At 41.8% G+C, this 26,163-nt stretch carries 22 protein-coding genes; 4 read left to right on the top strand and 18 right to left on the bottom strand.

Going from position 1 to position 26,163, the window contains the following annotated elements; genetic code table 11:
- Window positions 1-108 precede the first annotated feature (108 nt).
- Together K3T81_RS01355 and wrbA are read right to left on the bottom strand one after the other, a co-directional pair.
- Window positions 109-1,368, bottom strand: coding sequence for a CYP152 family fatty-acid peroxygenase CypC (locus tag K3T81_RS01355; RefSeq protein WP_238017715.1), 1,260 nt, complete (start codon window positions 1,366-1,368; stop codon window positions 109-111).
- A gap of 787 nt (window positions 1,369-2,155) precedes the next feature.
- Entirely contained in the window at window positions 2,156-2,758 is a 603-nt protein-coding gene (gene wrbA / locus K3T81_RS01350; protein ID WP_238017712.1) for an NAD(P)H:quinone oxidoreductase, read from the bottom strand.
- Window positions 2,759-3,077: 319 nt separating this feature from the next.
- Between wrbA and htpX the strand changes: the two genes are divergently transcribed.
- Window positions 3,078-3,953 (top strand): protease HtpX, encoded by an 876-nt coding sequence (gene htpX, locus K3T81_RS01345; protein ID WP_161464699.1) that lies wholly within the window; start codon window positions 3,078-3,080, stop codon window positions 3,951-3,953.
- 159 nt (window positions 3,954-4,112) lie between these two features.
- Here htpX and K3T81_RS01340 read toward each other — a convergent pair whose 3' ends face one another.
- The 8 genes from K3T81_RS01340 to K3T81_RS01305 form a co-directional block, all read right to left on the bottom strand.
- A complete protein-coding gene (locus tag K3T81_RS01340; protein ID WP_238017709.1) occupies window positions 4,113-4,709 on the bottom strand; it encodes a response regulator transcription factor in 597 nt (198 codons plus the stop codon).
- A complete protein-coding gene (locus K3T81_RS01335) occupies window positions 4,706-5,842 on the bottom strand; it encodes a sensor histidine kinase (protein ID WP_238017706.1) in 1,137 nt (378 codons plus the stop codon). Before K3T81_RS01335 ends, K3T81_RS01340 begins: the two co-directional genes overlap by 4 nt.
- 94 nt (window positions 5,843-5,936) lie before the next feature.
- A complete protein-coding gene (gene desA, locus K3T81_RS01330) occupies window positions 5,937-6,989 on the bottom strand; it encodes a Delta(5) desaturase DesA (protein WP_238017704.1) in 1,053 nt (350 codons plus the stop codon).
- A 114-nt stretch (window positions 6,990-7,103) separates the two neighbouring features.
- Window positions 7,104-8,324, bottom strand: coding sequence for an MFS transporter (locus K3T81_RS01325; protein WP_238017702.1), 1,221 nt, complete (start codon window positions 8,322-8,324; stop codon window positions 7,104-7,106).
- Between the two features lie 33 nt (window positions 8,325-8,357).
- A complete protein-coding gene (locus K3T81_RS01320) occupies window positions 8,358-9,404 on the bottom strand; it encodes an ArsR/SmtB family transcription factor (RefSeq protein ID WP_238017700.1) in 1,047 nt (348 codons plus the stop codon).
- Window positions 9,405-9,530: 126 nt separating this feature from the next.
- The gene (locus tag K3T81_RS01315) at window positions 9,531-10,061 is read right to left on the bottom strand and encodes a D-glycero-alpha-D-manno-heptose-1,7-bisphosphate 7-phosphatase (protein WP_238017698.1); all 531 of its coding nucleotides are present in this window, start codon (window positions 10,059-10,061) and stop codon (window positions 9,531-9,533) included.
- A 179-nt stretch (window positions 10,062-10,240) separates the two neighbouring features.
- Window positions 10,241-12,166 carry an ATP-dependent DNA helicase gene (locus tag K3T81_RS01310; protein ID WP_238017696.1) on the bottom strand — a complete coding sequence of 642 codons (1,926 nt, stop codon included), beginning with the start codon at window positions 12,164-12,166 and terminating at the stop codon, window positions 10,241-10,243.
- 112 nt (window positions 12,167-12,278) lie between these two features.
- Window positions 12,279-12,758 (bottom strand): PaaI family thioesterase, encoded by a 480-nt coding sequence (locus K3T81_RS01305; protein WP_238017694.1) that lies wholly within the window; start codon window positions 12,756-12,758, stop codon window positions 12,279-12,281.
- Window positions 12,759-12,899: 141 nt separating this feature from the next.
- On the opposite strand from K3T81_RS01305, the gene K3T81_RS01300 reads away from it, so the two are divergent.
- Window positions 12,900-13,961, top strand: a complete 1,062-nt coding sequence (locus K3T81_RS01300) for an NAD(P)/FAD-dependent oxidoreductase (protein ID WP_238017692.1) — start codon at window positions 12,900-12,902, stop codon at window positions 13,959-13,961.
- A 79-nt stretch (window positions 13,962-14,040) separates the two neighbouring features.
- Here the strand turns inward: K3T81_RS01300 and K3T81_RS01295 are convergent, their stop codons facing one another.
- The 5 genes from K3T81_RS01295 to K3T81_RS01275 form a co-directional block, all read right to left on the bottom strand.
- Window positions 14,041-14,730, bottom strand: coding sequence for an LrgB family protein (locus K3T81_RS01295; protein WP_238017689.1), 690 nt, complete (start codon window positions 14,728-14,730; stop codon window positions 14,041-14,043).
- On the bottom strand, window positions 14,723-15,094 hold the full coding sequence (locus tag K3T81_RS01290; protein ID WP_161464937.1) for a CidA/LrgA family protein: 372 nt from the start codon (window positions 15,092-15,094) through the stop codon (window positions 14,723-14,725). Before K3T81_RS01290 ends, K3T81_RS01295 begins: the two co-directional genes overlap by 8 nt.
- A gap of 102 nt (window positions 15,095-15,196) precedes the next feature.
- Window positions 15,197-17,839: a cation-translocating P-type ATPase gene (locus K3T81_RS01285; protein WP_238017956.1), complete on the bottom strand. Its 2,643-nt coding sequence runs from the start codon at window positions 17,837-17,839 to the stop codon at window positions 15,197-15,199.
- Between the two features lie 425 nt (window positions 17,840-18,264).
- Window positions 18,265-19,677, bottom strand: coding sequence for an argininosuccinate lyase (gene argH, locus K3T81_RS01280; RefSeq protein ID WP_238017686.1), 1,413 nt, complete (start codon window positions 19,675-19,677; stop codon window positions 18,265-18,267).
- Window positions 19,674-20,933, bottom strand: coding sequence for an argininosuccinate synthase (locus K3T81_RS01275; RefSeq protein WP_238017683.1), 1,260 nt, complete (start codon window positions 20,931-20,933; stop codon window positions 19,674-19,676). The genes argH and K3T81_RS01275 overlap by 4 nt, the downstream gene beginning before the upstream one ends.
- 231 nt (window positions 20,934-21,164) lie before the next feature.
- Here K3T81_RS01275 and K3T81_RS01270 point away from each other — a divergent pair, with 231 nt between their 5' ends.
- Both K3T81_RS01270 and K3T81_RS01265 read left to right on the top strand, forming a co-directional pair.
- Window positions 21,165-21,848 carry a DUF1538 domain-containing protein gene (locus tag K3T81_RS01270; RefSeq protein ID WP_238017680.1) on the top strand — a complete coding sequence of 228 codons (684 nt, stop codon included), beginning with the start codon at window positions 21,165-21,167 and terminating at the stop codon, window positions 21,846-21,848.
- On the top strand, window positions 21,845-22,570 hold the full coding sequence (locus K3T81_RS01265) for a DUF1538 domain-containing protein (protein WP_238017678.1): 726 nt from the start codon (window positions 21,845-21,847) through the stop codon (window positions 22,568-22,570). Before K3T81_RS01270 ends, K3T81_RS01265 begins: the two co-directional genes overlap by 4 nt.
- Window positions 22,571-22,621: 51 nt before the next feature.
- Here the strand turns inward: K3T81_RS01265 and K3T81_RS01260 are convergent, their stop codons facing one another.
- From K3T81_RS01260 to K3T81_RS01250, 3 genes are all read right to left on the bottom strand, one after another.
- Window positions 22,622-23,266, bottom strand: a complete 645-nt coding sequence (locus K3T81_RS01260) for an SDR family oxidoreductase (RefSeq protein WP_161464041.1) — start codon at window positions 23,264-23,266, stop codon at window positions 22,622-22,624.
- Between the two features lie 237 nt (window positions 23,267-23,503).
- A complete protein-coding gene (locus K3T81_RS01255) occupies window positions 23,504-24,325 on the bottom strand; it encodes an SPL family radical SAM protein (RefSeq protein WP_106898187.1) in 822 nt (273 codons plus the stop codon).
- A gap of 265 nt (window positions 24,326-24,590) precedes the next feature.
- Window positions 24,591-26,063 carry a Na+/H+ antiporter NhaC family protein gene (locus tag K3T81_RS01250; RefSeq protein WP_238017675.1) on the bottom strand — a complete coding sequence of 491 codons (1,473 nt, stop codon included), beginning with the start codon at window positions 26,061-26,063 and terminating at the stop codon, window positions 24,591-24,593.
- Between the last annotated feature and the right edge of the window lie 100 nt (window positions 26,064-26,163).

Below are 26,163 nucleotides of genomic sequence, written 5' to 3'. Positions count from 1 at the left end.
TGATGCTGTTGCAGTCAGCATCATCTTTTTCTTATATAATGAGCCAAAACAAATGAAAGGATCCTGGTGGCCAATTGGTTGCTGCTTAGCCTTCAGGATCCTCAAGCCTTACTTAACCCTTATATTTTCCATAATAAAATTGCTTTTTGGGTGTGTTGGAATACGCGTCATACTATATGATAAATCTTGCGGTGGGACTTCATAAGAAAGATCCTGTGTTAAGAAGGTTAAACTCGTTTGTATTAGTTCAATGGTTAACCATTCACCAGCACAACGATGACCCCTATCATAATCTCCCCCACCCTGTGGGATAAAGTCAAAAGGACTTCCTTGCCAGTCTTTAAACCGCTCTGGTTTGAAGCGATTTGGCTCAGACCAAAGTTCTGGACTATGATTTGTTCCGTATATATCCAAGATGACTAAGGTATCTTTTTTAAAATGGTACCCCTGCCAGTCGAAGTCTATCGCTGTTAATGCCCCTGTAAAGGGTGCAAACGGATAGTACCTACGTACTTCTTGCACAAACCACTTAGCGTATTGTCCATCCTCATGTGTTAGTTTTTCTCTCGTTTGAGGAAAATCATAAAGCGCTAACGCACCAAACGTAACAAACCGGGCAATTGCCACAATCGGCCGTAAAAGGTTCAGAATTTCAACAGCAGCGGTTTGTGTATCAAGTAGATTCCCATGAAGGTCACGATGCCACGCCACAACATATAATGGCTTTGTTTCCTCTACATACAATTCATCGTTGCGAACGCGTTCTACTATGTCTCTAATCCATTTTTCAGCTCGATTTCTACCCACCCGGCCTTTCCAGTGACGTGGGCCTGTTGCACCAAATGCATCGATCATGTCACTAAGATCTTTAGTGCGTATGGAGAGATCTTTAGCCCACAGTGGTACACCGACCCACTCACAGGCTGTTCGACACATAATCTTTTCTGCCTCCGGGAAAAATTCAATCGAATCCATCGTTTCCCATTCCGTAGCTGATTGTTGCCATTTTTCTCGGCAAATCGCTGCAATCTTCTTCAGACTTTCCTTGGTCATAAGCGACATAAACAAGTGCTTTCGATGGCGATGAGCTTCCCCATCCATTCCTTGCACACCGCCTACACCAAACAAGCTTTCTTTAATTCGCTTTGGTGCTGCCCCTTGGCGTTTAAAACGTTCATTATCATAAAATAATTCGGCTGCTTGTTTTCCACTAATACAAAGAGCCTTTTGACCGCCCATCATGCGGGTTTGAAATATATCGGAGCGAAATCTTTGGAGTCGATTCGGAACAAAGCGATATCCCTCTCGCAATAATGCCACACTATGGTCCATGCCTTTTTCTGTTGGTATTTGCTTACCTGAATTCACCTATATGACAACTCCTTCGCTTATATTTGCTATTAATTTAAGTTTACCCATGTCTGAATTTCTGAAACAGGGAGAGAAGGTAAATTCATTGAGTGTAGTGTTTTCTAAGGTAGTGTAGTTTGAACTGTGGAGTTGATTGGAACACTTCTATGAGCGATTGAGCCGTTCGTGTGGTTGATTGAAGTGCTCCTATGATCGATTGAGCCGCTCGTGTGGTTGATTGGAACACTCTTATGATCGATTGAGCCGCTCGTGTGGTTGATTGAAGTGCTCCTATGATCGATTGAGCCGCTCGTGTGGTTGATTGGAACACTCTTATGAGCGATTGAGCCGTTCGTGTGGTTGATTGAAGTGCTCCTATGATCGATTGAGCCGTTCGTGTGGTTGATTGAAGTGCTCCTACTATCGATTGAGCCGCTCGTGTGGTTGATTGGAACTCTCCTATGAGCGATTGCGCTGCTCGTGTGGTTGATTGAAGTGCTCCTATGATCGATTGAGCCGCTCGTGTGGTTGATTGGAACACTCTTATGATTGATTGAGGTGCTCTTGTAGTTGATTGGAGCTCTCCTACGATCGATTGAACTGCTCGTGTGGTTGATTGGAGCTCTCCTACAATCGATTGAGCCGCTCGTGTGGTTGATTGAAGTGCTCGTATGAGCGATTGAGCCGCTCGTGTGGTTGATTGAAACGCTCGTATGATCTGGGATCAGCCACCGTCTGAAAAAGCTTTTTATAAAAAAGAAAAGGGCTGATGTCACCATCAGCCCTCTCAAAATTCATCTCTATATTAACTGTTTAGTTTTGCAGCAACCTCAACGGTACGTTTTACTTGGTGCTTCACTGCTGGTTCAACGTTTTCAACCATTTTCCCATCCTGTCCTTGCGTTACGCTTGTTCCGTATGGGTTTCCACCTGCAGGGGCAATCGACTCATCAGTATAGCCAGGTGCTACGATAATTGCACCCCAGTGCATCATTGTAGTGTAGAAGGAAAGTGCTGTTGCTTCTTGTCCGCCATGTGCATTTGATGCTGAAACCATGACACTAACAGCTTTGTTAACTGTTTTACCAGTAGCCCAAAGACCACCTTGTGAATCAATATATTGTTTCATTTGAGATGGAACATTGCCAAAACGTGTCGGCATGCTAAAGATAATTGCATCTGCCCACTCAATATCATCAGAAGTTGCTTCTGGTACATCTTTTGTCGCTTCATAATGCTCTTTCCATGCAGGATTTGAAGCAATTGCAGCTTCAGGAGCTAATTCAGGTGCTTTTACTACACGTACATCTGCGCCAGCTTCCTTTCCTGCTTCCTCTGCCCATTTTGCCATTTGATAGTTCGTTCCTGTAGAACTATAATAAATTACTGCTAATTTTACGTTTGCCATTGTTCGATCTCCTTCTGCCTTTTAAATTATGTTAGTTGTAATGTACCCAGCCTATATTTTTCACTTGCCATCACAATTTATGCAAGGCAAACTATATCATAATAAACTGCTTACTTTACGTCACTATCGTAATAGAGAAAGAAAGTGAAGTCAAATAACAAGCTTATAATAAGTAAGTATTATGCCCAAAGCACTACAAATTCTTAGGTTATTTGTTGATAACTCCCCTATCAAAGGATATAATGGGACTATGTGAAGGCTTCACAAATTCACTGCAAACATTGTAAAAATCTCAAAATCTATTATAAAGGGTGAGGACGTGGGTAAGCGAATTTTTTACTTTTTACTAACGAATGTTTTAGTACTAGCAACCATTTCAATTATTTTCATGCTAATACCTGGCGCGTGGAATTATATTGGACCAGATGGCACCATTCAATTTGGCACTTTACTTATTTTTAGTGCTGTTATCGGTTTTACTGGCTCGTTTATTTCACTAGCTATGTCAAGATGGATGGCAAAGAAAATGATGGGGGTTCGTGTCCTTGATCCAAGTGGCGCCTTATCTCAGTCTGAGCGGGAGGTTGTCGAAAAGGTACACCGACTTTCACGCACAGCCGGATTAATGCACATGCCAGAGGTAGGAATTTATGATTCACGCGAGGTAAATGCTTTTGCTACAGGGCCTTCTAAAAAGCGTTCCCTAGTTGCCGTTTCAACAGGATTACTTCACGAAATGGACGACGATGCAATAGAAGGCGTTATCGCGCATGAAGTGGCTCACGTTGCGAATGGAGATATGGTAACGATGACGCTATTACAAGGGGTCGTCAACACCTTTGTTGTATTCCTTGCACGAATTGCTGCATTTGCCGTTACACGATTTGTTAAGGAAGAACTTGCACCAATTGTCCACTTCCTTGCGATTATCTTCTTCCAAATTATTTTCTCAATACTTGGAAGCTTGGTTGTTTATGCCTACTCACGTCACCGCGAATACCATGCCGATCGTGGGGGCGCAGACCTAGCTGGTAAAGATAAAATGAAGCACGCACTCGAATCATTAAAAGCATATGCTAACCGTGTACGCGGTGATGATACTTCTGTTTCTACATTAAAGATTAATGGAAAACGTAAATCAAGTATCTTCTCCACCCATCCAGATCTTAATGAACGGATCCGCCGCTTATCTTAATTTTAGATAAATTAGCATTCGTCCTTAAGTGAATGTGATGTTTTTCTTAAATCGAAGCAACTTAGCTTTGCTTACAACTATAATTTCATAAAAATACAAAAAGCCTTCTCTTTCTAAAGAGATGGCTTTTTTGGCTTTAGAGATCCTTTATCTACAATACTAGAACCAGCCCTGCTCCTTGAATTTAGAGATCGCTTCTATCCTATTGCTGACCCCTAGCTTATCTAAAATGACCGACACGTAGTTTCGTACTGTACCTGTGGTAAGATACAGTTCCTTGGCTATCTCTTTCGTCGTCTTTCCATCAGCAATGAGTTTAATCACCTGTTCTTCTCTATCTGTTAAAGGACTTTCCTCGCGATACGCCATATCAATTAATTCTGGCGCATATACTCGTCTGCCATCCATAATGGTGCGTACTGCATCTGCTAACTCCTCACTAGGACTATCTTTTAATAAATAGCCACTCACATTGGCAGAACGTGCCCGCTGAAAATACCCACTTCGTGCAAAGGTCGTTAGGATAATGATGTGACAGGGTTCGTCTTTCAGCTGTTCTGCTGCATCAAGTCCACTTTTTACAGGCATCTCGATGTCCATAATGCAAATCTCCGGCTGAAGGCTTTTCACCATTTTGACTGCCTCTTCCCCATTCTTCGCTTTCCCGATCACTTCCATATCCTCTTCCAAATTAAGCAAGGAACCTAGCGCACCGAGCAGCATACCTTGATCTTCTGCAATGACAATTCGTATCATTCAAGTCCTTCCTTTCCCTTTTGCTGAATCACCTTAGGAACCTTTATCGTGAGGGTTGTGCCATTTGTTGTGTCGATAGACAGATTCCCATTTACAAAATCCAGCCTCTCCCTTATACCCTGAAGGCCGTTTCCTCTTTGGATCTCACTGTTTTCTATTGATCCTACCCCATTATCCTGGATAATGAGGACCTGCTCGCTTGCGGTATTGCTAATTTTAACCTGGCATGCTGTCGCTTTACTATGTTTTACCACATTGGTCACAGCTTCCTTTAAACACATTCCTAGCACATTTTCCACTAAAAGTGGCAACTCATTATTTGTGTCTTCTCTATTGAATTGAAAAGAAATACCTGCAGCCTCAAGAATGTGTCTTGCATGAATGACCTCATCCTTAAGTTTTGCGTTTTTCATATCAGATACCATTTCTCTAACTTCTTTGAGTGCCATACGTGCTGTTTGATTAATATCCTCGACTTCTTTTTTGGCTGTTTCTGGATCGCGTTCTATAATTTTTCCTGCCAGGTCACTTTTCAACCCGATAAGGGAAAGCTTCTGGCCAAGTGTATCATGAAGGTCTCTAGCAATCCGTTGCCGCTCTTCGATTACCATCAATCTGGATATCTTCTGATTTGCATCCTCCAGCTTCCTCTCGAGCCGCTCCCGTTTGTTCCGACTATTTAGCGTGAGGGGAAGAAGGATTACACCGACGATACTAACTACAATAAAAGGAGTTTGGGCAATAAATTGCGGGCTTTGCATAAGAAAACCAACACTGACCGCCGAAACGGTTGTAACAAAGTTAACAATGTAGAGAACGAGAAAACCTGCTTTATTTTCTATATTACCTATGTAAAATGCCAGGAATAGCGAGAAATAGACATAGCCGAAATAGAGAATCATACCTATACTAATCGCCATTTCTATAGAAACAGAAACATACACTGTCCAACCCTTTTTAATAAAAGAAAGGCGATAGGTTGCGAAAAAGAGCAGAATCATCACAATTCCTAGCAATGTTTCCACAAGAGAGGTCGATCGGAAAATAAAATAAAAAGGAAGCAAACAAAAAACAAGCCATGCAAACGCACTAAGCCCTGTATTCTTCGGGAAAATATGATACCAATTTTGCATGGATGACACCTCTTTACCTTTGCTGTTTTCTCTATACTATACCAAAAGAAGGCAAATCAAAACCCTTCAAGACATCTTGAAGGGTTTTGTATGATTACTCTTCCTGAAAGCTTGTCTTACCTGCGTTTAACTTCAGGTTAGTCTTTTGGTTTTTCAATAACGCCTTCACTTCTCTAAAGCTAACGAACGTTCGACTCGCCTCGTCATATAAACGAAAACGAATTGACTGCAAGCTAGTCTTCAGTGTTATCGTCGTCGCTTTTTGAAGCGGTGGTGTGGATTCGTGGGCTTCTTCTAATCGGTAATTCGGTACTCTCGGGCTAAGATGGTGAACATGATGATATCCAATGTTACCAGTTAACCATTGCATAACTTTTGGCAATTTATAATAGGAGCTTCCATCTACGGCAGCTTTTACATAATCCCATTCTGCTTCATTTTCAAAGTAGGAATCCTCAAACTGATGCTGTACATAGAACAGCCAAATTCCGAGAGAGCCCGAAATAAACAGGATAGGCAGCTGGATAATCAAGAATGCCTGCCAGCCAATCGCCCAGATTAACAATGCATATATCAACACGATTGAAGCATTTATTAAATACGTATTCATTTTTTCTTTTTTCCTTGCACCTTTTCGGTTAAAGCGATTGGCGATTAGGAACAAGTAAATCGGTCCTAAACCGAACATAACGAACGGATTACGATATAAGCGGTATGCGAGTCTTCCCCAAAATGAGGCTGCTTTGTATTCTTCCACTGTCATAACCCATACATCACCTGTGCCGCGTTTGTCCAAGTTACTGCTTGTAGCATGATGGATGGCATGGTCTCTTTTCCATTTTTCAAAGGCAAACAAGGTAATGATACCTGTGATAGTGCCGACTATTCGGTTTGCTTTACTCCCCTGGAAGAATGAACCATGGGTACAATCGTGGAAAATGATAAAGATTCGAATGACAAATCCTGATGTAACAACAGCTAATGCTAGTGTAAGCCACACGGAAACAGCTAGACTCTGATAGGCAAGAAACCATAACAAGAAGAAAGGAAGTACCGTGTTTAGAAGTTGTATAATACTAGCCCTACGATCTGAACCTGCAAAAGTTTTCACACTGTTTCTTAATTGAGCCTGTTTTTGTTTACTCATACATATCCTCCTACGTTTAGATGACGATCTATCTCTTATATATAGGATATAAAAATTAGCGCGATTTTATAAGTCATAAACGTCAAGAAGCATATATGACAGTTGTCATGTTTTTCAGGATATATTGCTTTCCTTTTCTAAGTTTGGTTGATTTAATAATGCAAATTGGGGTAGGAGCATTCCTAGGAGAGCTGCTACACATATTATTCCGCCGATTAATATATACAACGGCCTTATCCCCCATAATGTACTGCCTACACCTCCTAAAAGCACACCGAGGGGCATCGCTCCCCTAATAATGAGTAATCGCACAGAAAACACCTTCCCCATTAAACGCTTTGGAACTAGCTTCTGGCACAGCGTTAGATTATGTATATTGAAAACGGCCATGGCTATCCCACCTATCACCTCTGTTGTAACTGCAAGGAGATAAGAGGTGGAGAAACCCAGAATAATAAAGGTTGCTCCTCCAGTTGTTAAAGCCCCAAGCATGATTTGTCTTCGAGTTCCTTTTTTAATCTTTCCTACCAGAATAGAACCGAGCACATACCCCAGTGGGAAACCCGCCATGAAATATCCATATTCCACAGTATTTCCATTCAGTTCATACGTAACATAAGGAAGGTTTATTACCATCGTCACTCCTACTCCAAATTGCACAAATGCAAGGAAAACACCAAGCCAGACAATAATTTTTTGCTTAAAGAAGTATTGTAGCCCCTCGGTGAATTGCTGTAACCATGTACTACGGACAGGATGATGTACCCTTTTTTCATGAATCGGTAAAAGTAAAAAACCACTAACAACGAGAAAGGTCCAAACAAATAGCATAGTGGACTGTATTCCTATGTACTCTATTACAACCCCTGCTGTAACAGGGGCTATAAACATCATAAGACGGTTTGTCCCATCCACATATCCATTGGCAGTAGCTAACTGTTCCTTTGGGATGATAGATGGCAAAATTGCCTGGTTAGCTGGGATATATAGTGGTGTAATGAGGCCAACAGCCAATTGCACAGCATATATGTGCCAAACTTGAAGCATATCTGTTATGAAGAGAAGGAAAAGCAAAGCAAATAAGAACCCTCGACTCCATAAAGCGATAACCATAATCCACTTTCTGCTCCATCGATCAATATAAGGCCCAATAAATAGTTGTAATATAAGGGATGGCAGAAAATAAAGCAGCCACATGCTTCCTAAGGCCATCGTGGAACCTGTCAATGTAAAAATAAGTAGACTGTTGCAAAACGTGCCAAATGATCCTCCCAATTCCGAAATGGCATTTCCCAGCCAGATTCTTGTAAATGCTTTATTTCTTAATACATTCATCTAATTGCCAGCCCTTCATTTACGACTACCTGATTAATCTTGGTGAATGTATAATTCCAGTTCCTCTGAGAGAGAGAAAAGCGCATGTTGTTTCAGGACATAACATGAGTTCTTTACCTCTACCAATTTAGCAGAGCGAAGTATTTTAAGATGGTGATGAATAGTTGATTTTCCAAGCTTCAATAAACCTGTTAATTCATTTAAGCTACGACTCTTTTCAAATAAAAGCTTTACCATGCGCAACCTCATTTCATCTCCTAAAGCCTTATGCCTCAGTACGAGAAAATCATTTGGCATATATGGATCCTCAGGAGCTATGCTCTCATTTGCCACTGGGTAATAAAACACTTTAGTACCCTCTAAATCGGCTACAATGCTCCACGGCCTATAAATCATATGTGGGATTAAAAGCACACGATGGACTCCAGGTTCTGCTGCATAGTTAATTCCAGAGGTAGCCCAGGATACCAATGCTTCTGATGGCATTTTCTCTTTTGCTAACCATTTAGCTTCTATATCGGTATGAAGGATTTTCTGCACATTTTCTTTATCGGGAGCTATAATGGCGTCATACCATCCGGTCATCACTGCTACCAAATGACGTTTCAGATCTTCCACAGCTACTTTACAAATATATTCAATATAACGAGGAAAGAACGGATTTTCCTCTGTCTTCGTTTGTAGTTGCTCCATTGCTTCCTGGTTTCCATCGGCAGCATCTCTCCTTATCTCTTGTTCCTCAACCCCCACAAAAGGAATACATATATAGCGGAATTCCTTTCCATCTAGGCTATGGACAAAAGCTGCAAAATCCTCTAGATCTAAAAAATCTCTTTGATGTAGCACCTGTAGCAAAGCCTTCCATGTGTTGTGCTTCTCCACCAATCCTAACTGCTGCCTCATTTCCTCAGAAAAGGAATCTCTAACCGTTCTCCAGTACTGCATCGGTTTTTCCAAGGAATCCAGTAAGGGTGTATTTGTTACAGCAGCTATACCAAGTGCACATTCCCACAGTAAAGAGCATTTTACATCGATTTGATAGGTTCTTCTTTTCAGACTCGTTGCATTTATTAAATCCATCTCATACCTACCTCCTTCCCACATTCTATATTATTAGAATTTATTGTTCAATATTTTTAGAATGATTTACTTTCATAAAAAAACCTGCTCCACAAAAGCAGGTTTACATGTTCTATGTTTTAGTTATTAAAGCGAATCAGTTAAATGCTTCGCCGCTTCCAACAAATCTTCAAATACCAAATCTGCCTTTACCTTCTCTTTATCCCGTGTGCCGACAAGTATCGTTTTCGTTCCAGCCTCCTTACCAGCAATAATATCTGGCTCGCGGTCCCCAATCATGTAGCTCTTATCCAAAGCGATATCCCATTTTCTTGCCAAATCATGAATCATCTGAGGCTTTGGTTTTCTGCAAGGGCAATTTTCATGTGGTTTATGTGGACAGTACGCAATCTCGTCGATATGTGCATCATAATATCGCAATTCTTCCTTCATATGGTCATGCACGTTATGCAGCATTTTTTCATCCATAAATCCGAGCCCAATGCCGCCTTGATTAGTCACAACAAAAACTTTGTAACCAGCTTCTTGAAGCAGATGTACCCCTTCCCCTGCTCCCTCCAGCAAATAAAAGTCCTCTGGCGTGTTCACAAATTTCACTCTATCTGTTAAAACTTCATTGATTACACCATCACGATCTAAAAATACAGCCTTATTCATTTGAAAAACGCACTCCTTTCACCCTATAGTTTTGTCTTAAGCATGGTATACATACAAGCAATTGAATAGAGCGGCATTTAACTATCAACTCAACAGCAGGGGCGTTTCACTTTATGCCCACATAAAAAACTCCTCATAAAAAAGCCACGCGTAAATGCGTGACTTTAATCTAAATCATTCTATGTGATCTTTACAGGCAATACTTTTTGAATCTCCGCGAAGTATTTCTGCTTATCTTCCTCTGTCATCCAGATATGAATAGTCCCATGGTCGTTGCTTGTCCGAATTAATCGTCCAATACCTTGGCGTAAGCGAAGCAACATATAAGGCACATCTACATCTGCCTCTGGATTGGCCACATGCTTCCGTTTCGCCTGAAAAACAGGGTCTTTTGGTGGAAACGGCAGGGATGCAATAATGACTTGGGTCAGTGCTTCCCCTGGAACGTCCAGTCCTTCCCAAAGATGGTAGGCACAAAGTACAGCTGAATCATCGAGTTGGAAGCTTTTGACTGTCTCACTAATCTCTCTGTCCCCTTCATACAACACAGGGAAGTCCCATTGCTGTTCGTCTGCCCATTTGCGAAATGCCTTCATCTCCTGAGCCGTTGCAAACAGCACCAAGGTTTTCCCATTATTCTCTTTGATGTCCTTATGAATCGCTTCAAATTTCTCAAGTATATCTACCTCGACATGACTAGACAGTTGCATTTTTTCTTCATAATCAAATGGCGAATTAACGGAGAAGGAATCGTAGGACGTGATACCAAGGCTGTCTGCTAGATATGTGAAGTCTTTTCCCTGTGCCAATGTAGCAGAAGAGAATACGAACGGAATGTCCTGGGAGAACACTTCTTTCCTTAGAACTTCCTCCACTAGTCTCGGCATGATGACGAGACTTGTCTCGCTATCTGTTTTCTCCAGCCAGTAAATGCCTTCATCATCTCGCATTAGGATGGATAATCCATAAGAGAAAAACTCTAAATATTCTTCAATGATTTTAATGTGGTAATCATCGATGGTAAAGAGCTCAGCGTCAAAGACAAGCTGCTCCAGTAATTCCTGTACGTTATGATGAAGCTTTTCAGCAAGTTCTTTTAACTTACTATTGAAGGTTATCTCATGACGTTCTGACCCTTCAACAGCTACCGCGCTCTCTTCCAGTAAATCAAACCAGTCATCATTCATACCGATTATGTCTTCAATTAAGTAAAGGGACTCTTCCCTTACATCCTGTCCCATATAACCAGTCAGCACCTTACTTAGTGCATGAAAATTAAAGCGATATGTGAGACCTTTCTGTGCAGCAAATTCTAAAAGATGCCCTTCATCAAAAACAACACAGCTTGATTCTGGAAGGAGAGGCATTTGCCCTTCTCGTTTACGTGATTCTTTTGTCCAAATATGTTCCATATAAAAGTCGTGTGAACAAATAATTAAGTCAGTAGCATGACGATAGTATTCTCTGTTCAACGTTTGTCCACTTCGATGACGCCATTCACAGGTCGAGCACTGTTGTAATTGGTCCCACCCAATTTCTTCCCACTTCTCGTTTGGTACCCAAGGGTATTCCTTTCGATCCCCATATCGTTCAAAGGATTGCATGGATGCCCCAGTATCAAATACGAAATCAGGAATCTCATCATGTACCCGGAGAATGTCCTCATCAGCCGTTTTATTCGCAATAGGATCAAGCTTTTTCATACAGACATAATTCTCTCTCGCCTTGGCAAGACGAACATCTATGTTCAGGCCTAGCGCTTCTTCTAACTTTTCAATATCGCCGCCCTTTTTAACAAGCTGTTCAATTAACGTCTCATCCGCACAGGAAATGATCGCTGGCTTTCGTTTGTATCTCGCATAACAAATCGCATATAGCAAGTACACAAAGGTTTTACCAGTTCCCACGCCTGCTTCAGCGAAAATAGTGCGTTTATTCTTAAAAGCCTGTTCCAGTTGAAAGGCCATATATATTTGTTCATCCCGTAGCTCATACCCTTTTTCCGGCAGGATATCATAAAATACATCTCCAACATAATCCCCAAGCCGGTCAAAGAAATTTTCTGTCTTTGAAACAGTAAACGGAAGCGCATTTGGTTTCGTCATGTAATACTCCTCTTTTAACATGGTTTAAAAGAGTAATTATACGTGATTTAGATGCTTCTGTCACTTGCTATATCTTTTCCGACACATGTGAAAGCTTCGAGCAAATGAAGGTTCACTTTATAAAGGTTTTGGGCATAATCGCTGCAATAACCTCTCCTTTTGCACAAAGTGTATCTTTTGCATACATTTCCGTACGGACCCGCCACTTCTTAGGGTGTATCTCCTCTACCTTACCGATTGCAGTAAGCGAAACATTCTGTGGGGTTGGCTTAAGATAGTCAATATGAAGAGATGCCGTAACAAACCGCGGAGGTTCCGGCCCATCCCCTGGCTCAAAACCATTTTTCCGATGCAGGGCCATCGCCGCTGAGGCAGTGCCATGGCAATCGATAATAGAAGCGATCAATCCACCATAGACAAATCCGGGTATAGCCATATGCTCTGCGCGTGGAAGATAGGCCGTTACGGTTTCTTCCCCTTCCCAACGCGTCTTAATTTGTAAGCCTTGTTCGTTTAATCTCCCACAGCCGTAACACCAGGAATATTTTTCATCATAGGTGTCCTGAATAGCTGTACTAATCCGTTCTGCCATGAAAACCCCTCCTTTTTCCGTAGTATAGCATAAAGGATATGTCGATTTGTGAAGAATTCAGTCTTATGGTGACATACGCTTACAGATTCGCTAAAATAGAATTATACATATTTATTCTGTACTTAGAGATGGGGTTTTGTTATGAAGCGATTGGTCGTATTAGGTGGAGGATATGGGGGATTAAAAGTAGTTCTCGGATTATTACAGCATCAGTTACCGGAATCTATTGAGATCACCCTAGTGGATAGAAATCCATATCATTCTATTAAAACAGAGTTTTACACGATAGCTGCTGGGACATCTGCAGAGAAGGACGTTCGTTTAAGCTTTCCAGATGATGACCGCGTTCAATATGTTTATGGAGAAATTATGAAGGTTGACACGGAAAAGGAACAGATTTCGTTTAAAGATTCTAGTAAAATCTTATCCTATGATTACTTGGTAATTGGGCTCGGATGTGAAGACAATTATCATGGCATAGAAGGAGCAGAAGAATTCACTCATAGTGTACAAACGTTTGAAAAGGCTAGAAAAGCAGGGCTTGCGGTTTGTAATTTAAAGGCCTATGGAAAAGTCTCCGTGGTAGGAGCTGGACTTAGTGGGATCGAAGTAGCTTCAGAAATTAGAGAAAGCAGATCAGACTTAAACATTCGCTTGCTTGATCGTGGGGCCTCTGTATTAAAAGCCTTCGATAGTAAAATTCAAGAATATGTTGCAGAATGGTTTGTGAAAAACGAGGTAGACGTCTTGCATCATTCCAACGTGGAATACGTGGAAAAAGATGGGGTTTGTAATAATGGTGTATGTTATGTAAACGATGTAACAATCTGGACAGCAGGTGTACAGCCGAACTACCTTGTAAGAGAACTTCCTTTTAAGAAGGATACACAGGAAAAGGTCATCCTGAATGACTATTATCAGGTGCCAGATCATCCAAACGTCTATGTAGTCGGGGATTGTGCATCGTCTGAATACTCTCCAAGCGCTCAGCTTGCTGGTCAGCAAGGGGAACAAATTGCAGAGGTCTTACTAGCTGTTTTACACGATAAAGAACCGAAAAAACCGAAGGAAATAAAATTAAAAGGGACACTAGGATCATTAGGTAAGTCCGATGGTTTTGGTAACATGATGCAAAAACCGATGACAGGCCTCCTGCCAAGACTGGCGAAGTCCGGTGTTTTATGGTTAAACAAACGACATTAGAAATACTAGTATTTGCTAGACTTTTAGTGACCATGTATAAACAAAACCCAAGCCGATAGTAGACTTGGGTTTTCATAAATTATAATAATAGCGAGATAAGAGCTGGGGAGATAATAGAGACCACCACGGCACTCATTACCATGGCAACTGTACTCACAGATCCTTCTAATTGGCTATCTTCCATCAATGTTGCTGTACCGATAGCATGGGATGCACTGCCCATCCCAACCCCTCTTCCAAGGTAGTGATCCAAACGGAATAACCGAAATACAAGATTATGGATCATGACACCACCAATTCCAGCAAACATTACAAATACTGCTGCCAGTGGAATGATGCCTCCCAGCGTTTCCGTGACAGCCATGGCAACAGGAGTCGTAACCGATTTAGGCGTTAAAGCATAAATAATCGTTTCCTCAAACCCCGCCCATCTTGCCATTAGAACACCTGAGGAAATTCCCACTAAAGCTCCCATTGTTGTGCCAACAATTAAGGGAACTAACAATTTTTTCAGGGTATTTCGTTGATTATATAAGGGGTATGCTAACGCAACAACTGCTGGGCCGAGTAAATGATTGATCCATTCTCCTCCAAGCATATACGTTTCATACGGGATTCGGAATATTAAGAGCACGCAAATAATGAGTACAGTAGAAATGATCACAGGCGCTGTAATGGTAACATTCCACTTTCTATGAACACGTACCGAAAAAACATACGCGATACATGTACCAATAATGGCGGCTATGCCAATTAAAAAATCAATCATGCTCTTCTGCCCTCCGTCTGACCAACCATTGACTAGTCGCCCCTGATATTCCCATGACTAACATCGTACTAACTAAAGCAATTAAAATTAACAATGCACCTTTTCCCGCAAACACATCATAGTATTCTAATATCCCAACGGTGACCGGAATAAAAAAGAGCGCGAGATTATCTACGATAAAACGAGCCCCGTTTTCTATCCATGTAACCTTTATCACTTTCAAAGATAAAAATATAAAAAGCAGGATCATTCCTATTACACTACCAGGCACAAACAGTTGAAACGTTGTTTGAATCAACAACCCCACCTGATAAAACCCAATCAACACAATCGTATGAAGGATTATCTTTCCCAAATTTAACATGATGTCTGACACTCCATTTTTAAGCGAATATAGTTATTATAGCATCAGAAAAGGTGAGCCGTGTATGCAACTGCTCACCTTTTCTATCGCTATTTTCTTTTCCTATTTCTGAACAGTGTTGATAATCTTTTTCAGAACCTCCATTAAGATTACCGCTACCAATGATAATCCTGCTGCAATTCCCCACTCCTGAAACCCGAATGTATCTGGGATGGAAAATACATCTCTTGCAAATGGCATAATGGTGACCGTATAAAGAACTAAACATAGTGCTACCGCACCAATCACATACTTGTTACGGAAGAACCCAGCACCAAAAGCAGTTTGCACATTAGAACGTGCAGCAAAGGTTTGCAGGGTTCTGGCCAGAATAAGTGTAGTAAATGCCATCGCAATACCCATTTCATCGGAATGCTGTAGTCCGATATAATGGGAGATGATAACAGCAATCCCAATTAGTATTCCTCTGGTCAACACTGCTCGCATTGTTCCACCTGAAAAGATTCCTTCTTCAATGTTGCGCGGCTTCCTTTTCATAACATCAGGCTCCGACTTTTCCATACCTAGCGCAATTGCTGGTAAGGAATCATTCACCAGATTAATAAATAGCAGTTGCAATGCTGTGAATGGATTTGCCCAATTGAAAATAACAGCAAACAAAATGGCAATGATCGCTCCAAGGTTTCCGGCAAACAAGTAGCCGATAGCTTTCTTGATATTATCGAAAACCGTTCGACCTACGCCCACTGCATTAACAATGGAGACAAAATTGTCATCCGTTAATATCATTGCTGACGAATCCTTCGCAACGTCTGTGCCGCTCCCCATCGCGATTCCAATATCTGCTTGCTTTAATGCAGGAGCGTCATTTACACCATCACCGGTCATCGCTGTAATACTGTTTCGCTTTTGCCAAGCTCGCACGATGCGGATTTTATTCTCTGGAGAAACCCTTGCATAAACAGAAATCTGTTCCAGCTTTTCTTCAAGTTCTGCTTCTGACATAGCATCAAGTTCCTGGCCCGTTACAGCTATATCATCTTGATCCATTAACCCGATATCACGGCCAATTGCTTGTGCGGTTGTTTTGTGGTCACCTGTAATCATGACCGTACGTATCCCGGCCTTTTTTGATTCCTCGATTGATCCATAAACTGCTTCACGAGGCGGGTCCATCATGGCTGTTAATCCAATTAAGACAAAATCCTTTTCATCCTGATGGCCAACTGGTCCTTGATCTTCCTTCAAGCGTTTATACCCATATGCTAAGACGCGGAGTGCCTGTTCAGAAAAGCTTTCATTTGCTTGCTGCAGATCATTTAACAGTTCATCTGTCATTGGCTTTTCTTCCCCGTCGACAAGTACATAGGCCGCCCGCTCAAACATGACATCTGGCCCGCCCTTAATTAGCATACGTTTTGTGCCATCAATCGTATAAACGGTTGACATGAGTTTGCGGTCAGAATCGAAAGGAAGCTCTTCCTCTCGATCATATGCTTCGCGAATCTCTTCATAGCCCCCATATACTTTATTAGCGAAATGAATTAACGCTGTTTCTGTGGGATCTCCTATCTCCTGTCCTTCCTCATTGATATAGGAGTCATTACACAGCACAGCGGTGTAAAGTAAAAGTTTTTGTGCTTCATCCCAATCTTCCTTATCCTCCGGTAGCTCTGTGTTTTGCTTTCCAGGTAAATAGTGGTCCATCACGGTCATCTTGTTTTGTGTCAATGTACCCGTCTTATCTGTACAGATGACACTTGTAGAACCAAGTGTCTCCACTGCAGGCAATTTACGAATAATGGCATGCTGCCGAGCCATTTTGTTTGTACCAACAGATAGAACAATGGTTACGATGGAAGAAAGGGCTTCTGGTATTGCTGCTACTGCTATGGCAACAGAGAACATAAGCGCATTTAAAATAGCTGTAGTTGTATCTGCATCACTATCACCAAACCAAATTCTACCGACCTGTACAGCAAAAATCAGAATACATAGAAGCAGAATCCCTATTCCAAGTTTTTTACTAAAACGATCCAATTTACGTTGTAACGGTGTCTGTTTTTCCTCCGCGGTTTCGATCATACCAGCAATTTTACCAATTTCCGTCTCTTTTCCTGTCCCCGTGACTACGAAACTTCCACGGCCATATACAATGAGGGAGCTACTAAATACCATGTTTTTCCGATCCCCAAGAGCTACTTCTTCATTAATCGTCCTCGTTTCTTTCTCAACAGCTTCCGACTCCCCAGTCAACATTCCTTCGTCGACTTTTAAAGACCCGCTTTCTAGTACCCTTCCATCCGCAGGAACATAATCCCCTGCCTCAAGAAAAACAATGTCTCCTGGCACTAGCTCTCGTGCAGGAATGGACTGCTTTGTGCCATCTCGAATCACTTGAGCAACTGGCGCAGACATATTTCGTAAGGCTTCCAAGGATCCTTCTGCCTTTCTTGTTTGCACAACACTAATAACCGAATTGATTAAAAGTACGAGGAAGATGATGAGTGATTCAATTACTTCACCTAAGAGCAATTGAATTCCTGCTGCAACTAGAAGGACAATGACCATAGAGTCCTTAAACGTCTCCAGAAACAGTTTCCAAATTGGATCTCTCTCTTTTTCTTCAATTTCGTTATAACCTTTCTCATCTATCAATTGTTTCACATCTGCGCTCGTAAGTCCGTTTTCAGATGTATTAAACTGATCCAGCACATCTTCTGATTTTTTCTGATAATAGTCCATCATATCTTCCTTCCTGCAAATTAGTATTGACGCGTTATCAAAATAAATGACTGTAAGTATACTGAAAATATTTATTAGAAAAACTAGCATTCGCTCGCGCTTTAGCGAATGAGTTTGGTTTTTCTTATACTTGGAATTTCAACGTTTCAACTAATTGTCATTGCTTCCTGGCTGAAATTTCACTTTCCAATGTATAAAAAAGCGAGACCTTTGCCTATAGTTAGGCAAAGGTCTCGCTGAACAGTTTACTGTCAATAAAGCCGATGGCAAGAGCCATGTAATGACGACTTTTATTATGGAAATGGTTAACCATTTCCACCCGCTACTCCCCTTTGAGAGTCATTCATCTATTAATTTCCTTTAGTTTAGCACATAGGTGACTAGAAAACAAAGCAGAACCTTTAAAACATCAATGGCAGCTTTTCTTAATGAATTTGTTCCGCCCATTGCGAAAGTCTGGTTTCCGTATCTTGTAAATTCTTTTTAGCTATCGTAATTTGTTCTTCCACTCGATTCTTCGCTGTTCCACCAGCAACGTCTCGCGCATTCACTACGGCCTCTGGTGTCAGGAAATCAAATACATCCGCTTCAATTATGGTGGAAAATTCTTTGATTTCCTCCAGATTCATGTCTAGTAAGTACTTGTTATGCTGGATACAATGAAGCACAATCTCTCCCACTACGGCATGGGATTCTCGAAAAGCCATACCCTTTCCAACAAGATAATCAGCTAAATCTGTTGCATTAGAAAAGTCATTTCGTACAGCTTCATACATATTTTCCCGCTTAACATGCATCGACTCCATCATTGGGGCAAAAAGAGCGAGAGCCCCTTTTAATGTCTCCACTGTATCAAACATGCCCTCCTTATCCTCCTGCATATCTTTATTGTATGCTAATGGCAGGCCTTTGAGTGTCGTCAGCATTCCAATCAGATTCCCGTATATACGACCTGTTTTCCCACGTACAAGTTCAGCTACATCTGGGTTCTTTTTTTGTGGCATCATACTGCTACCTGTACAAAAGGCATCGTCTAACTCAATAAAGTTAAATTCGGCACTAGACCATTGAACCAGCTCTTCGCACAACCTTGATAAGTGGGTGGAGATAAGCGCCGCATTCCCAAGAAACTCTACAACGAAATCTCTGTCGCTTACCGCATCTAGGCTGTTCTCACATATGCCATCAAACCCCAATTGATCTGCTACAAACTGTCGGTCAATCGCAAAAGTAGTACCAGCAAGAGCGCCTGCTCCAAGTGGTGATTTGTTAACACGTTTCCAGCTGTCACCGAGTCTTTCCACATCTCGCTGCAACATGAAGACATACGCTAACATATGGTGGGAAAACAGCACGGGTTGCGCTCGCTGTAGATGCGTATAGCCGGGTAAAACAGTGTCCCTATTTTCTTCTGCTTGTTGAAGCAAAGCCTCCTGCAATGCAGCCAATAGCTGACTTATATCCATCAGGGCATCACGTAAGTAGAGCCGCATATCAAGTGCTACCTGATCATTCCTGCTTCTGCCTGTGTGCAATTTACCACCGACCGGACCAATCTCATCTATAAGTAGCTTTTCCACGTTCATATGGATGTCTTCCTGCTCTTCACTTAAAACTGCTTCCCCACTGTTTATCTTTTTTAGAACCACCTTGAGACCTGCTGAAATATCCTTTGCGTCATTCTCATCGATGATCTCACATTTTTCCAGCATCGCCACATGGGCTAAACTACCTTTAATATCATACGATGCCAGTTTTTTATCAAAGTGAATGGACGCTGTATATTCATCGACTAACTGGTTCGTTGGTTTGGTAAATCTCCCTCCCCATAGCTTCATGGTTTAACAGCTTCTTTAACATCCAAAATCGCCTTTTCAATGGCTTCGTCCTTGTTTACATACGTTTGATTTACTGTGGAATGAACCTTTGTGGGCAGTCCCCATAGTTTTATAAAGCCAAGAGCTGCATTATGATCGAACGCATCTGCAGCATTATATGTTGCCAAGTCAAAGTCATATAATGACTGTGCCGATTCACGGCCAACCACCTGTGCATGCCCTTTATACAGCTTCACTTTTACTGTTCCAGATACATGGGCTTGTGTCTCTTCAATAAAAGCCTTTAGGGCATTTGTTAGTGGCGAATACCAAAGTCCGTCATAGACAGTCTGGGCCAGCTTTTGTTCCACAGTCGGTTTAAATTGCGCCACCTCACGTGGTAATGTCAGTGCTTCAAGCTCCTGATGTGCAGCAATCAAGGTAAGGGCTGCTGGTGCCTCATAAATTTCCCTTGATTTAATGCCCACAAGACGATTCTCTACATGATCGATACGACCAACACCATGTTTTCCAGCTATTTCATTTAACTTTAAAATTAGTTTGTCTAATGATAATGCTTCCCCATCAAGTGATACGGGGGTGCCTTCCTTAAATGTTATTTGGATGGTTTCAGGAACGTCTGGAGCGTCGACAGGGTTGACCGTTAAGTCATAGGCTTCCTCAGGCGCTTCTGCCCATGGATCTTCCAGTACGCCACATTCATTGCTGCGTCCCCATAAATTCTGATCTATACTAAACGGGTTATCAATATCGACTGGTACAGGAATGCCATTTTCCTTCGCGTACTTCATTTCTTCTTCTCTTGACATCGCCCATTCCCGAACAGGCGCGACAATTTTCAAGCTAGGGTTCAATGCTGTGAATGCTACATCAAAGCGAACCTGGTCATTACCTTTTCCTGTACACCCATGTGCTACCGCAATCGCTCCCTCTTTTTCTGCAATGTTAACAAGGACTTTGGCAATTAACGGACGGGATAATGCTGAAATTAAAGGATACTTTCCTTCGTAAAGCAAATTCGACTTCAAAGCAGGTAAGACGAATTGGTTGGCAAACAGTTCCTTTGCATCAATAACATAGGATTTAATCGCCCCCACTTTTAATGCCTTTTCTTTAACAAATTCTAAGTCCTTCCCTTCTCCGACGTCTAATGCGACAGCAATCACATCATAATTATATTTATCCTGTAGCCATTTTACAGCTACTGAAGTATCCAATCCACCTGAATATGCTAAAACAATTTTTTCCTTCCCCATCGTCAACACTCCTTCATCTTTGCTTATCTTATGAATTATTATGCAATATAATGGATAATTATTCAACAGTAAACTGACGTTTTTTTAAAAATAGTTAAAATGTATTAAATGATTACAGTTTTTAAAGAACCTAGGCAGTAATAAAATGCTTGTCCATGAATATAAATAGAAATGCCTGCTTTTTAAGGGACAACTTAAAATAGAAGGCAAGATAGACAGAGGAGGATAACGATGAAAGAAACCGTAAAAGAAGTTCTACTCTCTATCCTGCCTATTACGATAGTCATTACACTGTTGCAATTCACGATAATCCAGCTTCCTTTTGAACAATTTATGCCCTTTATTCTAGGCGTTATGATGGTCAGTGTTGGGTTAATTTTATTTTTACTCGGGGTTAATATGAGTCTGCTTCCTCTAGGAGAGATGATTGGTTCCGCTTTGCCTAGAACAAATAAAGTGTGGGTTGTTGTATGGATCGGCTTTTTACTAGGAGTTGTCGTTACGATAGCTGAACCCGATGTGCGAATCCTATCATCCCAAGTAGAAATTGTTTCCGAAGGGGCGATACCGAAGCCCGTGTTACTTTTGTCTGTTTCACTTGGGGTTGGCATCTTTATTAGTCTTGCGTTACTCCGTATTATCTTCCAGATGAACTTAGCTTATCTTTTATTAGCCGGTTATGGGATTGTTTTTCTACTTGCAAGCCTTACTCCACCTTCCTACGTCCCTATTTCTTTTGATTCCGGCGGTGTAACCACAGGCCCATTAACTGTACCGTTCATTATGGCACTTGGCGTTGGAGTGGCCTCTGTTATGAAAAGAAATACTGCTTCCAAAGACGCGTTCGGGCTTGTTGCACTTGCTTCCATTGGTCCCATTATTGCCGTACTTTTATTAGGAGTGGTGTACGGATGAATTCACAACTATTTCAGGGCTTCGGGCAAACGATGCTGGAGGTTGGAGCAGCCTTAACTCCATTGCTTTTCCTATTCTTTATCTTCCAGGTGCAACTCTTCCGGCTTTCAATTAAAAAAATCCTACCAATTATGACAGGCTTCCTCTTCACCTTTTTAGGTCTATCCTTGTTTCTCCAAGGTGTGTATCTTGGCTTTTTACCTATCGGGAGGCTTATCGGAGCAGAACTTGGCACGTATGACTTTATTTGGTTGCTCCTGCCGATTGGCTTTCTATTGGGGTTTGTAGCCACCTATGCAGAGCCAGCTGTCAATGTATTAATCCATCAGGTGGAACGGGCCTCGAGGGGATATATCCCGCAAAAATTGCTTCTGTACACCATCTCTATTGGGGTGGGACTTTCTGTCGCTGTGGCCATGCTTCGACTTATTATCGGCATTTCTTTATGGGTCTTCATTCTACCCGGCTACATAGCAGCCTTCCTTATGATGCGCTACTCCTCTAGGGCCTTTATTTCCATAGCATTTGATGCAGGGGGAGTTGCAACTGGGCCGATGACTGCTACCTTTATTCTGTCTATGTTTGTTGGTATTGCAGGAGAAATTGGTGAAACAAATCCTTTGCTTGATGGGTTTGGAATGGTAGCGCTAGTGGCCCTTGCACCGATCTTATCCGTGCTAACATTAGGCATTCTATTTGGTAGAAAGGAAAGACCACACTAAATAACATAAATCGAAAAAGGACAGCCCATCATTCGGCTGCCCCCTGATTCCTTATAATGATTCTATTGCTTGTTCGATAGATTGTTCACCTGAAGCTAGATCAAAGGAGCGATAGTAGGTTTTCTCGTTATCCACCGCCGTTATAACAAGCTTGGCAACATCCTCACGTGGAATAGATCCTTGACCTAGGTTTTCCGCAATGCTTACTTTACCGGTACCCTGCTCATTTAACAATAATCCAGGACGTACAATGGAATAAGTTAAATTACTGTTCCGAAGCATTCTATCTGCATAATGCTTGGCAACATAGTAGGTTCTTAAATCCTTATGCCAGTTTTCTCTATTATGGGCTTGCATGGCGCTTACCATCACAAACCGATTCACACCACTTTGTTCTGCCGCTTCGATTGCTTTAACCGCTCCATCTAAATCAATCAGTAAGGTTTTATCATCGCCTGTATTACCACCAGAACCAGCAGTAAATATGACAGCATCAGACCCTTCCATCGCTTTAGCTAAATCAGCTACGCTTCCTTCCAGGTCGGCCAGTACGGCATCCACCCCTGCGTCCTGATATTTTTCAAGTTGTTCTTGTTTTCTTACCATTGCTTTAACTGAATGTTTCTCATTGGCTTTTATTTGTTCCAATACCTGATTGCCAATTTGTCCGTTTGCACCAATTAAAAACAGTTTCATCGTCAACCCCCTTCCCATTATAATATCTTCTTATTTACTAGTATTTCATGAAATGGAACTGGTACACAATAAAGTGAAACTTCAATCAGTGGGGGGGGTCGTTCTTCCCCCACTGATTGTTAGTTAAACGAATCGGGGTGTTAGCGTCCGTTTACTCCCACTTAAACACCACGGTTTCACTACATGTTTTGAAGTGGGAGTCTTACGGATTTGCACCGGGATAAATCTGCCGATTGTTTAATATGGGGCAAATCCCTCCTGACTAATTAAGACATCTTCATTATCAAATACTTCATACATTCTGTTTTCCACTATCCTGTACGCGGTATCCACAGTCCAATTCTTTTTATCGATGTCATCAAATAAGTCAAAGATCCCTAATCGTTCTGTCCGCTTACCACCACTACCATCTCCCATGTAAAAATCATCAATACATACTCGGTCCGCTATACCATTTAAAAGAGAGGGGAATTTTTCTGTACTTGGCAAAACAGGGGCAATTGCTGCTTGGGTCCGTATACCATGTTTCTTCAAATCTTCTAATGCTTTTAACCTTGAGGATATGCTAGGGGCTTGAGGGGTAAAATGTTGGCGGACAGCTTCATCATCTGTCTCAATTGTCATACTGACCCGTACCTTGTCTCCAAATTGTTTTAATATATCTATATCACGTCTGACCAACGGGCTTCTCGTTTGCACGAAAAGAAAATCCGGCTGATTCTCTACCATCGTTTCTAGTAAAAATCTTGTGACTCGCTCTTTACGTTCCACTGGCTGATATGGGTCCGTACTAGAAGACATAAAAATAGTCACTTCTCCCTTTTTCTTTTCCCTTATCAGTTCTTTTGTTAAAACCTTCTCTGCCTCTTGTTTCACATCTACCCATGTTCCCCACTCTTTTCCTTTGAATAAAGAAACAGGCAACTTCCGAACATAGCAAAATGAACAGCCAAAGGTACAGCCCGCATATGGATTAAGCGAATGGCTATAGCCAGAGAGATAACCGTTTCCTTTATTTAAAATAGACTTCGGCTGCCTATACGCAATATCCGGTTTCATACAATCACCCTTTCATGAATGGATCTCTAATTACCGCTCCGGAAAAACACTTCGCTTTCCACGGGCGGCTGGTGAGCCACCTCGTGCTACGCACTTCGGGGTCTCACCTAGGCCTTTCTTCCCGTCGGAGTCTTCGCATTTTCCTACGCTGATTAGAATGCCATTTTTTTCAAGCAACAGAAAATCCGAACTAAATGATAAAAATCATAGTTCGGATTTTCTTTTCACTAAAACACTTTCGTCCCGGCCCCATCCCTTTTTAAAGTTATTCTGATGGTCTTTCTTTTACTTCTTCCCCATTTTTCCCTTCATAACACAATCCCCATCCTGTTAAGGCAGCGATTAGCATAACGATCACAAGGAACCAACCCTGGAAGACAAACGGGAAAACTTCTGTTGGAGACACAACAGGAAGCCACTCATATTTTTCCTTCATCGTCTGAATTGTAGTCCAACCTAAAAGAACAGGTGCACCCCATGGGAAAATGTATCCCAATGCAGAGGTAACAGCATCTAGCATATTTGCTCTTCTGTATCGGTGAATACGGTATTTTTCACCAAGTTCTTTAACAAATGGTGCTGCGGCTATCTCAGCAGCTGTATTAATGGTAATCGCACTATTCATCATCGCTACAATTCCCCACATGGAGAGTTCAGCTTTTCGGACAGATTTCCCAATCCACTTCACAAGTCCTTTTGTGATCACCTGCATTGTTCCGCCCAATTTTAATAAATGGGCAGCTGCGACAATAAGCAAGATGAGGATTGCCATATTTACATAACCGGAAATCCCTTCAATTAAAGCACCTTCTACAACATTGTCTGAGTCCGGATTAAATGAAATAATTTGACTTATTGTTCCTAACTTCAATACCCAAATTAGTGGAATAGCTAGAATAATCCCCCATGTTAAGGATGTAATCAAGTGTTGGCCGGATAGGGCCAGAATTAATACAAGTGCAAATGGAATTAGCATTAAAAGTCCGCTCGGATTAGTCTGATCCATCATGGCCCCAATAGCAGCTTGATCCGCAGTTGCATTTTCACCTCCACCAAACAAGGCAAACAATATAATGGTAGGGATTGCTGCTCCAATAGCATATTTGAAACGACTACGTACAACCCCTGGGACATCAGCCTCCTGCGTCGTGGCAGACACGATTGTCGTATCCGACACTGGTGCTAAGTTATCTCCAAATACTGCTCCAGCAAGGATTGCTGCAAACAGCATAACCGGATCTGCTTCCACCGCTATTCCAGCTGGATACATTAGCGTACAAAATGCTACGGTTGTTCCATAGCCTGTCCCAACTGCCGTAGAAAAGGTAGCGGCAAGCAAGAAGGTTAATGCAACAAACAGGCCCCCTGTCAAACCAGTAACTGCCCCGATCCAAACAAGTCCTTCAACTAATCCTCCGACTTGTAAGATTTGGGCAAACATCCCTGCATAAAACCAGGCCACCATTGCAATCACACCGATTGGTTGGGCAAGCCCATCAAACATCCCCTGCGCGTAGTCTTCCCATTTACTTTTTGATAATAATAATCCTAATGTTAATCCTATTACTGCACCAAGAACAAGGCCAATTTCCGATGAAAGTTGAAGCACGCTAGTAGTAATCGCCCATATTACAAAGAACAATAAAGGTACCGCTGCTCCAAAAGCCCCCAAACGGAAATCTAGTTGTTTTACTTCGGTGCTTCCTGTAGCCCTGTCTAATGCTTCCTTGTCAGCCATCTCTATCCCCTTCCCCTTTTTTTATCCCGGTGCAACCGTCCGTAAGACTCCCTTCAAAAAACATGAAGTGGGAGTAAACAGGCACTAACACCCCGATTCA

The sequence above is a fragment of the Oceanobacillus jordanicus genome, assembly GCF_022095695.1.
Classification (GTDB): domain Bacteria; phylum Bacillota; class Bacilli; order Bacillales; family Amphibacillaceae; genus Oceanobacillus_B; species Oceanobacillus_B jordanicus.
Note: the sequence above shows the minus strand (reverse complement) of the source record. Positions and strands in the feature narration are given on the sequence as shown.

Coding starts and splice junctions, on each gene's coding strand:
- wrbA (WP_238017712.1), bottom strand. CDS start 2,758: ATGGCAAACGTAAAATTAGCAGTAATTTATTATAGTTCTACAGGAACG.
- K3T81_RS01340 (WP_238017709.1), bottom strand. CDS start 4,709: ATGATACGAATTGTCATTGCAGAAGATCAAGGTATGCTGCTCGGTGCG.
- K3T81_RS01335 (WP_238017706.1), bottom strand. CDS start 5,842: ATGCAAAATTGGTATCATATTTTCCCGAAGAATACAGGGCTTAGTGCG.
- desA (WP_238017704.1), bottom strand. CDS start 6,989: ATGAGTAAACAAAAACAGGCTCAATTAAGAAACAGTGTGAAAACTTTT.
- K3T81_RS01325 (WP_238017702.1), bottom strand. CDS start 8,324: ATGAATGTATTAAGAAATAAAGCATTTACAAGAATCTGGCTGGGAAAT.
- K3T81_RS01320 (WP_238017700.1), bottom strand. CDS start 9,404: ATGGATTTAATAAATGCAACGAGTCTGAAAAGAAGAACCTATCAAATC.
- K3T81_RS01315 (WP_238017698.1), bottom strand. CDS start 10,061: ATGAATAAGGCTGTATTTTTAGATCGTGATGGTGTAATCAATGAAGTT.
- K3T81_RS01310 (WP_238017696.1), bottom strand. CDS start 12,166: ATGACGAAACCAAATGCGCTTCCGTTTACTGTTTCAAAGACAGAAAAT.
- K3T81_RS01305 (WP_238017694.1), bottom strand. CDS start 12,758: ATGGCAGAACGGATTAGTACAGCTATTCAGGACACCTATGATGAAAAA.
- K3T81_RS01300 (WP_238017692.1), top strand. CDS start 12,900: ATGAAGCGATTGGTCGTATTAGGTGGAGGATATGGGGGATTAAAAGTA.
- K3T81_RS01295 (WP_238017689.1), bottom strand. CDS start 14,730: ATGATTGATTTTTTAATTGGCATAGCCGCCATTATTGGTACATGTATC.
- K3T81_RS01290 (WP_161464937.1), bottom strand. CDS start 15,094: ATGTTAAATTTGGGAAAGATAATCCTTCATACGATTGTGTTGATTGGG.
- K3T81_RS01285 (WP_238017956.1), bottom strand. CDS start 17,839: ATGGACTATTATCAGAAAAAATCAGAAGATGTGCTGGATCAGTTTAAT.
- argH (WP_238017686.1), bottom strand. CDS start 19,677: ATGAAGCTATGGGGAGGGAGATTTACCAAACCAACGAACCAGTTAGTC.
- K3T81_RS01275 (WP_238017683.1), bottom strand. CDS start 20,933: ATGGGGAAGGAAAAAATTGTTTTAGCATATTCAGGTGGATTGGATACT.
- K3T81_RS01270 (WP_238017680.1), top strand. CDS start 21,165: ATGAAAGAAACCGTAAAAGAAGTTCTACTCTCTATCCTGCCTATTACG.
- K3T81_RS01265 (WP_238017678.1), top strand. CDS start 21,845: ATGAATTCACAACTATTTCAGGGCTTCGGGCAAACGATGCTGGAGGTT.
- K3T81_RS01260 (WP_161464041.1), bottom strand. CDS start 23,266: ATGAAACTGTTTTTAATTGGTGCAAACGGACAAATTGGCAATCAGGTA.
- K3T81_RS01255 (WP_106898187.1), bottom strand. CDS start 24,325: ATGAAACCGGATATTGCGTATAGGCAGCCGAAGTCTATTTTAAATAAA.
- K3T81_RS01250 (WP_238017675.1), bottom strand. CDS start 26,063: ATGGCTGACAAGGAAGCATTAGACAGGGCTACAGGAAGCACCGAAGTA.